Annotated in this window: 10 protein-coding genes; 5 read left to right on the forward strand and 5 right to left on the reverse strand. The window is 69.0% G+C overall.

The window, feature by feature from the left end:
• The first annotated feature begins 74 nt into the window (after positions 1-74).
• Positions 75-1,001 (forward strand): arginase, encoded by a 927-nt coding sequence (gene rocF / locus FG154_RS00180; RefSeq protein WP_145103052.1) that lies wholly within the window; start codon positions 75-77, stop codon positions 999-1,001.
• Between the two features lie 12 nt (positions 1,002-1,013).
• On the opposite strand, the gene FG154_RS00185 is transcribed toward rocF, so the two are convergent.
• Positions 1,014-1,277, reverse strand: a complete 264-nt coding sequence (locus tag FG154_RS00185) for an usg protein (RefSeq protein ID WP_145103055.1) — start codon at positions 1,275-1,277, stop codon at positions 1,014-1,016.
• A 202-nt stretch (positions 1,278-1,479) separates the two neighbouring features.
• Between FG154_RS00185 and gyrA the strand changes: the two genes are divergently transcribed.
• The 3 genes from gyrA to gluQRS are packed head-to-tail and all read left to right on the forward strand — an operon-like array spanning position 1,480 to position 6,386.
• Positions 1,480-4,233 (forward strand): DNA gyrase subunit A, encoded by a 2,754-nt coding sequence (gene gyrA / locus FG154_RS00190; RefSeq protein WP_186312255.1) that lies wholly within the window; start codon positions 1,480-1,482, stop codon positions 4,231-4,233.
• 3 nt (positions 4,234-4,236) lie between these two features.
• Positions 4,237-5,571: a methylenetetrahydrofolate--tRNA-(uracil(54)-C(5))-methyltransferase (FADH(2)-oxidizing) TrmFO gene (gene trmFO, locus FG154_RS00195; protein ID WP_145103058.1), complete on the forward strand. Its 1,335-nt coding sequence runs from the start codon at positions 4,237-4,239 to the stop codon at positions 5,569-5,571.
• Positions 5,556-6,386, forward strand: a complete 831-nt coding sequence (gene gluQRS, locus FG154_RS00200; RefSeq protein WP_145103061.1) for a tRNA glutamyl-Q(34) synthetase GluQRS — start codon at positions 5,556-5,558, stop codon at positions 6,384-6,386. The genes trmFO and gluQRS overlap by 16 nt, the downstream gene beginning before the upstream one ends.
• Positions 6,387-6,389: 3 nt before the next feature.
• Here gluQRS and hisI read toward each other — a convergent pair whose 3' ends face one another.
• Complete coding sequence (hisI, locus tag FG154_RS00205) at positions 6,390-6,749, reverse strand: phosphoribosyl-AMP cyclohydrolase (RefSeq protein ID WP_145103064.1); 360 nt, start codon at positions 6,747-6,749, stop codon at positions 6,390-6,392.
• Between the two features lie 64 nt (positions 6,750-6,813).
• Here hisI and FG154_RS00210 point away from each other — a divergent pair, with 64 nt between their 5' ends.
• Positions 6,814-7,254 carry an iron-sulfur cluster assembly scaffold protein gene (locus tag FG154_RS00210; RefSeq protein WP_145103067.1) on the forward strand — a complete coding sequence of 147 codons (441 nt, stop codon included), beginning with the start codon at positions 6,814-6,816 and terminating at the stop codon, positions 7,252-7,254.
• Between the two features lie 138 nt (positions 7,255-7,392).
• Here the strand turns inward: FG154_RS00210 and FG154_RS21685 are convergent, their stop codons facing one another.
• The 3 genes from FG154_RS21685 to ligA all read right to left on the reverse strand — a co-directional run bounded on the left by FG154_RS21685 (position 7,393) and on the right by ligA (position 11,897).
• Complete coding sequence (locus FG154_RS21685) at positions 7,393-7,515, reverse strand: hypothetical protein (protein ID WP_145103070.1); 123 nt, start codon at positions 7,513-7,515, stop codon at positions 7,393-7,395.
• Positions 7,516-7,698: 183 nt separating this feature from the next.
• Positions 7,699-9,786, reverse strand: coding sequence for an ATP-dependent DNA helicase RecG (gene recG / locus FG154_RS00220; protein ID WP_145103073.1), 2,088 nt, complete (start codon positions 9,784-9,786; stop codon positions 7,699-7,701).
• Complete coding sequence (ligA, locus tag FG154_RS00225) at positions 9,783-11,897, reverse strand: NAD-dependent DNA ligase LigA (protein WP_145103076.1); 2,115 nt, start codon at positions 11,895-11,897, stop codon at positions 9,783-9,785. Before ligA ends, recG begins: the two co-directional genes overlap by 4 nt.
• Between the last annotated feature and the right edge of the window lie 105 nt (positions 11,898-12,002).

Consider the following 12,002-nt stretch of genomic DNA (forward strand, 5'->3'; position numbering starts at 1 on the left):
GATCCCGGCGGCCGGGGCTGGCCCCTTCGCGCGCGCATGGCCATGATGGTGCGCGGACAGCCACGGAGAACGACATGCCCAAGACCTGCATCCTGATCGGGGCACCGATCGACAGCGGCCAGCGTCGGCCGGGCTGCCTGATGGGGCCGGCGGCCTATCGCGTGGCGGGTCTGGGCCGGGCCCTGACCGATCTCGGCCATGCGGTCGAGGACCGGGGCGACGTGGCGCCGGGGCCGCTGCCCGCGGTCGCCACGCCCGATCCGCGCCTCCATGCGCTGCCCGAGACGATCGGCTGGACGATCGCCCTGAAGGAAGCGGTCGAGGACGCCCTCGGCCGCGGCTTTCCCATCGTGATGGGCGGCGACCATTCGCTCGCCCTCGGGACCGTGGCGGGGGCCGCGGCCCATGCGGCGGCCACGGGACGGCCGCTGTTCCTGCTGTGGCTGGATGCCCATTCCGATTTCCACACGCTCCAGACCACGACCTCGGGCAATCTGCACGGGGTGCCGGTGGCCTATGCCGCGGGCCGCGACGGGTTTGACGGCTTCCCGCCCTTCCCCGCGCCGCTGCCGGCCGAGAGGATCTGCCTCTTCGGCATCCGCTCGGTCGATCCCGAGGAACATGCGGCCCTTCTGCTGCATGACATCTCGATCATCGACATGCGGGTGATCGACGAGTTCGGCATCTGCGCCCCCATGCGCGAGTTCCTGGACAAGGTGCGCGCGGCCAACGGGATGCTGCATGTCTCGCTCGACGTGGATTTCGTCGATCCCGCTCACGCGCCCGCGGTCGGCACGACCGTGCCCGGCGGCGCCACGGTGCGCGAGGCGCATCTGGTGATGGAGCTTCTGCACGAAAGCGGCCTCGTGACCTCGCTCGATATGGTGGAACTGAATCCCTTCCTCGACGAGCGCGGGCGCACCGCACGGCTGATGGTCGAGCTGGCCGCCTCGATCATGGGGCGCAAGGTCTTCGACCGGCCGACCCGCGGCTTCGGCTGAGCCGGGGGACGCTCAGTTCAGGCGGAACTCCTTGACCACATGGCGCCACTCGCCCGGCTTGATCAGCTTGCGATGCGTGAACCGCACGGAATGGAGCGGGCCCTCGATCTTCTCCTGCCAGAACCCGATGAAGCCGAACAGGGCGGGATAATCCGGCGCGAGGTCATACTCCTGCCAGACGAAGGTGTTGAGGACATTCCGGTGGTCGGGCATCCGGTAGAAGATCTCGGCGGTGGTGAGCCCGTAGCCGGCCAGCATCAGTTCCGTTTCGCGCATTGCGGCCCTCCGAAGGTTGCACTTAGGAAAAGGATGTAGCGGATTCCTGATTTTTCAATGAATCCCTGATGTTGGCACTCACTCCTGCCGGATGCTGGCAGAGCGGGCGAGACCTGTGGCCCCGCGGCATTGCACCCCATATGCGGGATGGTCTATAGTTCGCCCCAACGAGATATGGTTTCCCGCGAAAGAGAGCGTCCCCGTGACCGACCGTCCCGAAGAGCCCGGCGATGATGAAGAAATGGGCAGACCGCATGGCGGACTGCCTCAGGTCTCCATCGCCGAGGAAATGAAGACCGCCTATCTCGACTATGCGATGAGCGTCATCGTCAGCCGCGCGATTCCCGACCTGCGCGACGGGCTCAAGCCGGTGCACCGCCGCATCCTTTACGCGATGCACGAGACGGGGAACACGCACGACAAGCCCTACCGCAAGTCCGCCCGTCCGGTGGGCGACACGATGGGGAAATATCACCCGCACGGCGACGGCGCGATCTATGACGCGCTGGTGCGGATGGCGCAGCCCTTCTCGATGGGCCTGAAGCTGCTGGACGGCCAGGGCAACTTCGGCTCGATGGACGGCGACAATGCGGCCGCCATGCGCTACACCGAGGTGCGGATGGACAAGCCGGCGGCCTTCCTGCTGGCCGACATCGACAAGGACACCGTCGATTTCCAGGACAACTACGACGGCAAGGACCGCGAACCCACGGTCCTGCCGGCGCGCTTCCCGAACATGCTGGTCAATGGCGCGGGCGGCATCGCGGTCGGCATGGCCACGAACATCCCGCCGCACAACCTTGGTGAGGTGGTGGACGCCACGCTCGCCATGATCGAGAACCCCGACATCTCGACCGAGCGGCTGATGGAGATCATCCCCGGCCCCGACTTCCCCACCGGCGGCGTGATCCTCGGCCGCTCGGGCGCGCGCAAGGCCTATCTGGAGGGCCGCGGCTCGGTCATCATGCGGGCCAAGGTCCGCGTGGAAGAGATCCGCAAGGACCGCTACGCGATCGTGCTCGACGAGATCCCCTATCAGGTGAACAAGGCGACCATGATCGAGAAGATCGCTGAGATGGTGCGCGAGAAGAAGATCGAGGGCATCGCCCACGTCCAGGACGAATCCGACCGGGTCGGCGTCCGCGTGGTGATCGAACTCAAGCGCGACGCCACGCCCGAGGTGGTGCTGAACCAGCTCTGGCGCTTCACGCCGATGCAGACCACCTTCGGCTGCAACATGCTGGCGCTGAACGGCGGCCGGCCCGAGCAGCTTACGCTGCGCGATTTCCTGAGCCACTTCCTGACCTTCCGCGAAGAAGTCGTGGCGCGCCGCACCGCCTACGAACTGCGCAAGGCGCGCGAGCGCAGCCATATCCTCTGCGGTCTCGCCGTCGCGGTCTCGAACGTGGACGAGGTGGTGGCCACGATCCGCTCCTCGGCCGATCCGGCCGAGGCGCGCGAGCGGCTGATGACGCGGCGCTGGCCCGCGGCCGAGATCGCCGACTACATCCGGCTGATCGACGATCCTTCGCACACGATCAACGAGGACGGCACCTACAACCTCTCCGAGATCCAGGCCCGCGCGATCCTCGACCTGCGCCTCCAGCGCCTGACGGCGATGGGCGTCAAGGAGGTCACGGACGAGCTGGCCGAACTCGCCGCGAAGATCCGCGACTATCTCGAGATCCTCGGCTCGCGCGAGAGGATCATGGCGATCATCTCGGACGAGTTGCGCGAGGTGAAGGCGCTCTTCGCCGTGCCGCGCCGCACCGAGATCTCTGAATGGGCCGGCGATCTGGAAGACGAGGACCTGATCGAGCGCGAGGACATGGTGGTGACCATCACCTCGGGCGGCTACATCAAGCGCACGCCGCTGGCCGAGTTCCGCAGCCAGCGCCGCGGCGGCAAGGGCCTTGCGTCCATGGCGACCAAGGAAGACGACGTGGTGACGACCCTCTTCGTCGCCAACACCCACACCCAGCTTCTGTTCTTCACCACCGACGGCATGGTCTATGACCTCAAGTGCTGGCGCCTGCCGCTGGGCGGGCGGACGGCAAAGGGCAAGGCCATCGTCAACATCCTGCCCATCGCGACCGGCATCAGCATCGCGGCCCTGATGAAGATCGACGAGCCCGAGGCGGAGTGGGACCGCCTGCAGGTGGTCTTTGCCACCTCGGAAGGCGACGTGCGCCGCAACCGCCTGTCGGACTTCACCAACGTCAAGCGCAACGGCAAGATCGCGATGAAGCTGCCCGAAGGCGTGAGCCTCGTGAATGTCTCGATCTGCGACGAGAACGACGACGTGATGATGGTCACGGCCCTGGGGCGCGCCATCCGCTTCCAGACCACCGATGTCCGGGTGTTCTCGGGCCGCGACTCGACCGGCGTGCGGGGCATCCGGCTGGCCGAGGGCGATCGCGTGGTCTCGATGTCGGTCATCCGCCATTTCGAGGCCGACCCGGCCGAGCGCGCCGCCTACCTCAAGCAGCGCCGCCTGATGGCCGGCGTCACCGAAGAGGCCGAGAGCGACGAGGACGAGGACGCGATCGAGGCGGGGCAGCTTTCGCCCACCCGCTATGCCGAGATGTCGGCCGCCGAAGACCTGATCCTGACGATCACCGCGCGCGGCCTCGGCAAGATCTCGTCGAGCCATGACTATCCGGTGCGCGGACGTGGCGGCCAGGGCGTCACCGCTTTCGAGAAGTCGATGCGCGGCGGGCCGCTCGTGGCCTGCTTCCCCATCGAGATGAGCGATCAGGTCATGCTCGCGACCTCGGGCGGGCAGTCGATCCGCGTCCCGGTGGAGCAGATCAGCTTCCGCTCGCGCTCGGCCGGCGGGGTCCGGGTGTTCGACACCGGCGGCAGCGAAGAGGTGGTGTCGGTGGCCCGGATCGCCGACGCGGGCGACACCGCCGAGGTGGTCGAAATGGGCGACACTGGCGGGGAAGAGGCCTGAGCCATGACGCGCAGCCTGCACATCGTGGGGGCCGGCATGGCCGGCTCCGAGGCCGCATGGCAGGCCGCGGAAATGGGCGTGCCCGTGGTGCTGCACGAGATGCGGCCAAGGGTCGGCACCTTCGCCCACCGGACCGGGCAGTTTGCCGAAATGGTCTGCTCGAACTCGTTCCGGTCGGACGATGACGAGAGAAACGCCGTGGGGCTCCTGCACTGGGAGATGCGCGCGGCGCGTGGGCTTATCATGGAAATGGCCTCGGCCCACCGGCTGCCGGCGGGCGGCGCGCTGGCGGTGGACCGCGATCCCTTCGCCGAAAGCGTGACGGCGCGGCTGCGGGCGCATCCGCTGATTTCCGTTGTGGAGGAAGAGCTTGCGGCGCTTCCCTCAGACGGGGACTGGATCATCGCGACCGGGCCCCTGACCTCCTCGAGCCTTGCCGAGAGCATCCGTGCCGTCACGGGCGCGCAGTCGCTGGCCTTCTTCGACGCCATCGCGCCCATCGTCTATGCCGAGAGCATCGACATGTCGGTCGCCTGGCGCCAGTCCCGCTACGACAAGGGCGAAACCGAGGAAGAGCGCACCGCCTACATCAACTGCCCGATGACCCGCGAGCAGTATGAGGCCTTCATCGACGCCCTTCTGGCCGCAGAGAAGACCGAGTTTCACGACGGCGAGACGGCCGGCTATTTCGACGGCTGCCTGCCCATCGAGGTCATGGCCGAGCGTGGACGCGAAACGCTGCGCCACGGGCCGATGAAGCCCGTCGGGCTGACCAACGCCCACAAGCCGCAGGACAAGGCCCATGCCGTCGTCCAGCTGCGGCGCGACAACAAGCTCGGCACGCTCTACAACATCGTGGGCTTCCAGACCAAGATGAAGTATGGCCCGCAAACATCCGTTTTCAGGATGATTCCCGGGCTGGAGAATGCCAGCTTTGCGCGGCTTGGCGGCATTCATCGCAACACCTTCCTCAACTCTCCCACGCTGCTCGATGACCGGATGCGGCTGAAGCTGAGACCGAACATTCGCTTCGCCGGGCAAGTCACTGGCGTGGAAGGCTATGTCGAGAGTGCGGCCATGGGCCTTCTGGCGGGGCGGATGGCTGCGGCCGAGATCCTCGGCCGCGATCTGCCGCCGCCGCCGCCCGAGACGGCGATGGGCGCGCTGATCACCCACATCACCGGCGGCGCCGAGGCGAAGACCTTCCAGCCGATGAACGTGAACTTCGGCCTCTTCCCGCCCATTGAAGCCAAGGGCGGCCGGCGCGGGCGCAAGGACCGCTACAAGGCCTACACCGACCGCGCCAAGGCAGCCTTCGCGGAATGGCTGGCCGCGTAACCCGCTTTGCGCCCTCGCCGACCGGGCCGCTGCATCTGGGCCATGCCTTTTCGGCCCTGACCGTCTGGAAGCGCGCGGGATCCGGCACGGCCCTGCTCCGCATCGAGGACATCGACCGCAGCCGCTGCGGGCCGGAGTGGGAGGCGCAGATCTTCGACGACCTGCACTGGCTGGGCCTCGACTGGCCGCGGCCCGTGATGCGGCAGTCCGCGCGCGGCACGGCCTACCAGGCGGCGCTGGTGCGGCTGGGAGTGCTGGGCCTGATCTACCCCTGCCGCTGCAGCCGCGCGGACATCCGGGCGGCCCTCTCGGCCCCGCAGGAGGGGGTGCCGGTGGGCCCGGACGGCATCATCTACCCCGGCACCTGCCGCGGGCGGCGGATGGAGGAGGCCGGGCCCGACGATGCCATCCGGCTCGACATGGCGCGGGCGCAGGCGCTGGTCGGGCGGTGCGGTTTTCACGAGACGGGCCCTCTCGCGGGCTGGCACGAGGCGGGCGATCTGGCGGCGAGCGTGGGCGATCTGGTGCTGGCGCGCCGAGGCTTTGGCACCTCCTACCACCTCGCCGTTGTGGTGGACGATGCCGCGCAGGGCGTGACCGAGGTGGTGCGGGGCGAGGATCTCTTCGAGGCGACGGCGGCCCATGTCCTGCTGCAACGCCTGCTGGGACTGCCGACGCCGGACTACCACCATCATCGGCTGATCCGCGACGAAGCGGGCAAGCGGCTGGCCAAGCGGGACGACTCCAAGGCCATCGCGAAATACCGCGCCGAGGGGATCACGCCGCGCGAGATCCGCGCCCTTGTGGGCTTCTGACGCTCAGCCCATCGGGGCGAGAATGATCTGCTCGGCGCCCTCGCGGACGGCGGTGTAGAAGCAGGAGCGGCGGTGGGTGTGGCAGGCCGGGCCCACCTGCTCGATGAGCAGCAGAAGACAGTCGCGGTCGCAGTCGATCCGCAGCTCGACCAGCCGCTGGATGTGGCCCGAGGTCTCGCCCTTGACCCAGAAGGACTGGCGCGAGCGCGACCAGTAGGTGACGCGGCCGGTCTCGAGCGTCCGGGCCACGGCCTCGGCGTTCATCCAGGCCATCATCAGCACCTCGCCCGTCGCATGATCCTGCGCGATGGCGGGAACGAGGCCTCGGGCGTCATAGGTCAGCGAGGCGGGATCGAAGGCCATGAGGGTTCCTTTTCATCAGGCGCGCGAGAGCCTATCTAGAAGGTCGAGCGCGAAGAGGAAAGCCATGAGCGACAGCGACCTGATCAGCCTCTATTCGGGGCGCATCCTCGAACTGGCGGCGGATATTCCACACATCGGCCGCCTGCCAGAGCCCCAGGGCAGCGCCCGGCGGCGGTCTCCGGTCTGCGGGTCGATGGTGACGGTGGACCTGAGCCTCAGCGACGGGCGGGTGGCGGATTTCGCGCAGGATGTGAAGGCCTGCGCGCTGGGGCAGGCTTCGGCCTCGATCATGGGCCGCGCGCTGCTGGGACGCAGCCGGTCCGAGATCGAGGGCGCGCGGGATGCGCTGAAGGCCATGCTGACGGCCGAGGGTCCGGTGCCCGCGCCCCCGTTCGACGGCTACGAGGTGCTGATCCCCGCGCGCGACTACCGCAACCGCCATGCCTCGATCCTGCTTGCGCTGGAAGCGGCCGCCGACGCCTTCGCCGAGGCGGAAGCGCGCTGACGAGGCGCCGCAGGGCTGCTGACCGACATCCAAATGAAAAGGCCGCCGCCCGGGGCAAGGGCGACGGCAGTTGCGTCCGGTCCGGCGATATGGGGACGGGCAGCAGGCGGCTGCCAGGGACCGGCCGCGGGCAAGAAGTCAGAGGAAATGCGGCAGGTAGAGCGCGGCGATCAGCAGCGAAAAGACGGTGGCAACACCCAGCGCGTCCTCGATCAGCGTGTCGGAGCAGCGGGAGAGGATATCCTTCATCTCGGTCAGCATCAGCGGTCTCCGTCTTGATGTTCTGTTAATGTTCTCACGACCGTTAAGGTGTGTAAAGAACTTTTTAGGAACATCGCGGCCGATGGCGGGCTGAGGGCCGCCGGAAGGCCGGGAGAGGGGCTGTCTGCCCCTCTCCCGGACCCTCACCCCGAGGATATTTGGGCAGAGTGAAAGACCGGAGGCTCAGCCCACGGAGAGGAGGCGGATCGCCCGGTCCTGGTCGAGAAGCCAGAGCAGGAGGCGCGCAGCCTGGCCGCGCGGGGAGGCCAGCTCCGGATCGTCGTTCAGAAGCTTGCGGGCGTCGGACTGGGCAAGCTCCATCAGGGCGGCCTGCCGCTCGAGGTCGGCGATGCGGAAGCGCGGGAGGCCGGACTGCGCCGTGCCGATCAGGTCGCCGGCGCCGCGGATCGCCAGATCCTCCTCGGCGATGCGGAACCCGTCCTCGGTCTCGCGCAGGATGGTGAGGCGGCGCTGGCCGCTCTCGGCGAGGGGGGGCTGATACATCAGGAGGCAGGTGGATTGCGCGGCTCCGCGCCCCACCCGCCCGCGCAGCTGGTGAAGCTGGGCCAGCCCGAAGATTTCGGCCCGCTCGATCACCATGATCGAGGCGTTGGGCACGTTCACGCCCACCTCGATCACCGTGGTGGCGACCAGAACCCGCGTCTCGCCGGCCACGAAGCGCGCCATGGCGGCATCCTTGTCGGCCGGGGCCATCTGGCCATGGACGAGCCCCACCACACCCTCGCCCAGAGCGGCGCGGAGATGCTGGAACCGGGCCTCGGCCGAGGCGTAATCCACCGCTTCGCTGTCCTCGACCAGCGGGCAGACCCAGTAGGCCTGCCGGCCCTCGGCCACGGCATGGGCCAGACTGGCCACCACCTCATCCATCCGCTCGCAGGAGACGAGCGCCGTCTTGACCGGGGAACGGCCCGGCGGCTTCTCGTCCAGAACCGACACATCCATGTCGCCGTAGCTGGCCAGCGCGAGGCTACGGGGGATGGGGGTTGCCGTCATCACCAGCACGTCCGCGGCCGCACCCTTGGCGCCCAGCTCCATCCGCTGGGCCACGCCGAAGCGGTGTTGCTCATCCACGATGGCGAGTCGCAGATCGTGGAAGAGGACGTCCTTCTGGAAGACGGCGTGCGTTCCCACCAGCACGCCGATTTCGCCCGAGGCGAGCGCGGCGAGTTTCGACGCGCGCTCGGCGCCCTTGTCGCGCCCGGTGAGCAGCTCCAGCCGGATGCCCGCCGCCTCGGCCAGGGGCGCGAGGCTGGACAGATGCTGCCGGGCGAGGATCTCGGTCGGCGCCATCATCACGCCCTGCCCGCCCGCCTCGACCGCAATGGCGAGGGCGAGGAAGGCCACCAGTGTCTTGCCCGCCCCTACATCGCCCTGCAGGAGCCGGTTCATCCGCAGGGGGGCGGCCATGTCGGCCGCGATCTCGGACAGGGCGCGGGTCTGGGCCCCCGTGGGTGCGAAGGGCAGGTTGTCCAGCGCGCGGCGCTGCAGGGCGCCGGTGCCGACCGACGCCTGACCCTGGCCGCGCCGGCGCGTGGCCCGCGCAAGCGTCAGGGTGAGCTGGTGGGCGAAGAGCTCGTCATAGGCCAGACGCCGGCGTGCGGCGGCCGTCGGCGTCACATCGGCGGGCGTCGCGGGCGCGTGCGAGGCCCGCACCGCGGCGGCCCAGTCCGGCCAGCCCTCGCGCGCCTTGAGGGCGGGGTCGATCCATTCGGCCAGTTCGGGCAGACGCTCGAGCGCCGCCGCGGCGGCCTTGGTCACCAGCTTCTGGGTGAGGCCGGCGGCGAGCGGATAGACCGGCTCGCAGGCGGGCAGGTCCGCGGCCTCTTCGGGGCGCAGCACATGGTCGGGATGGACCATCTGCGCCATCCCGTCGAAGAACTCGATACGGCCCGAAACGAGCCGCCGCTCTCCCTGCGGCAGGAGCTTCGTCAGATAGTCGCCCCGCGCGTGGAAGAAGACGAGCGTGAACTCGGCCTCGGCGTCGCGGACGGCGATCCGGTAGGGGCCGCCCTTGCGCCGCGGAGGGTAATGGGCCCCGATCTCGACCTCGACCGTGGCCGTCACCGGCGGCATGACCTCGTGGATCGAGCGGCGGCGGCTGCGGTCCACCGCCGAATGCGGCAGGAGGAACAGGAGGTCCTTGGGCCGGGTCACGCCCAGAGCGGCGAAGGCCTTGGCCGACTTGGGGCCGACCCCCTCCAGCGTCTCCAGGTCGGCGAAGAGCGGAAAGAGGATCTCGGGCCGGCTCATGCGTCGCCGATCAGGCGCAGCCAGGCGTCCTCGTCGATGGTCTCGACCCCCAGCGCCGCGGCCTGTTTTGCCTTGGACCCTGCCCCCGGCCCCGCCACCACGAGGTCCGTCCGCGCCGAGACCGAGCCCGAGACCTTGGCCCCGAGGGCCTCGGCCCGCGCCTTGGCCTCGTTGCGCGACATCTTCTCGAGCGTGCCGGTGAAGACCACGATCTTGCCCGCGATCGGACTTTCGACCGGGGCCCGCAGCTCGGCATCCTCGACCGTGAGGTGAGCGGCCAGCGCGTCGATGGCCGCCCGCTCGGCCTCCTGGTGGAAGGTGGTCACGAGCGAGGTCGCAAGCACCGCCCCCACCCCGTCGATCGACAGAAGATCCTGCCACTCGGGGCCTGATCCCACCTCGGCGCGGGTCATCGCGGCCTCGAAGGCCGCCCAGCTGCCGTAGTGGGTGGCCAGAAGCGTGGCGGTCGTCTCGCCGACATGGCGGATGCCCAGGGCGAAGATCAGCCGGTGCAGCGCGATCCGCCGCCGCGCCTCGATGGCGGCAAAGAGGTTCTCCGCCGATTTCCGACCCCAGCCCTCGCGGTTCTCGAGCCGCTGGAGACCCTCGCGGTAGCGGTTCGGCAGCTCGAAGATGTCGGCGGGCTGCCGGATCCAGCCGTCGCGCCAGAGCGCCTCGACCTGCTTTGCGCCCAGCCCCTCGATGTCGAAGGCCGCGCGCGAGACGAAATGCTTCAGCCGCTCGACCTGCTGGGCGGGGCAGATCAGACCGCCCGTGCAGCGGCGCACCGAATCTCCCGGTTCGCGGATCGCGGCCGAGCCGCAGTCGGGGCAGGTGTCGGGAAAGCGGTAGGGCTTGGCGCCCTCGGGACGTCGGGACAGATCCACTTCGGCCACCTTGGGGATCACGTCGCCCGCACGATAGACCTGCACCCAGTCGCCCACGCGGATGTCCTTGCCGCCGCGGATCTCCTGCCCCTTGGAGTCGCGACCTGCGATGTAATCCTCGTTGTGGAGCGTGGCATTGGCCACCACCACGCCGCCCACCGTCACGGGCTTCAGCCGCGCGACGGGCGAGAGCGCGCCGGTGCGGCCCACCTGGATGTCGATCCCCTCGAGCTGGGTCCAGGCCAGCTCGGCCGCGAACTTGTGCGCGATGGCCCAGCGGGGGGTCGAGGCGCGAAAGCCCAGCCTGCGCTGAAGGGCGAGGTCGTCCACCTTGTAAACCACGCCATCGATGTCATAGCCGAGGCTTGCCCTCTGGCGTTCGATGTCGGCGTAGTGGGCGAGCAATTCATCGGGGCCGGTGCAGAGCCGCGTCAGCGGGTTCGTCGCAAAGCCGAGCGCGGAGAGCCGCGCGATGGCGCCCTGCTGGGTGTCGGCCAGAGGCTCGGAATGGGCGCCCCAGGCGTAGGCGAAGAAATGAAGCGGCCTTGAGGCGGTGATGGCGGGATCAAGCTGGCGGAGCGACCCGGCGGCCGCGTTGCGCGGGTTGGCGAAGAGGCGCTGGCCCGCGGCCTCCTGCCGTTCGTTGAGCGCCGCGAAATCCGCGTGGCGCATGTAGACCTCGCCGCGAACCTCGAGCAGGTCCGGCGCGCCGGTCAACTCCGTCGGCAGGTCGCCGATGGTGCGCGCGTTCTCGGTGACATTCTCGCCCGTCTCGCCGTCGCCGCGGGTGGCGGCCTGAACCAGCCGGCCCTTTTCGTAACGCAGCGAGAGCGAGAGCCCGTCGATCTTGGGCTCGGCCGTGAAGCGCAGGTCGCCGACATGGCCGAGGAAGCGGCGGATCCGCTCGATCCACTCCTCGACCTCCGCAAGTTCGAAGGCGTTCTCCAGCGAGAGCATCCGCACCTCGTGGCGGACCTTTGCAAAGCCTTCGGCCAGCGCGCCCCCCACCCGTTCGCTCGGGCTGTCAGGGCGGCGGAGCGCGGGAAACCGCTCTTCGATGGCGCGGTTGCGCCGCTTCAGCGCGTCGTAATCGGCGTCGCTGATCTGCGGCGCGTCGTGGGTGTGGTAGGCGGTATCGGCCGCCGCAATGGCCTCGGCGAGATGCGCAAGCTCTGCCGCGGCCTCCGCCTCGGTCAGCTGATCCACCGGCCTCTCGTCCTGCATGAGGGTCCCCCACCTGCGCCTGTCGCAGGTTTAGGAAAGTGCCGCAGACTCGTCCAGCCCGGCCGAACATCCGGCCGCTTCAATCGACGCAACCCGAGGACACGT

Origin of the sequence: Cereibacter sediminicola, from assembly GCF_007668225.1 — a bacterium.
Lineage (GTDB): Bacteria > Pseudomonadota > Alphaproteobacteria > Rhodobacterales > Rhodobacteraceae > Cereibacter_A > Cereibacter_A azotoformans.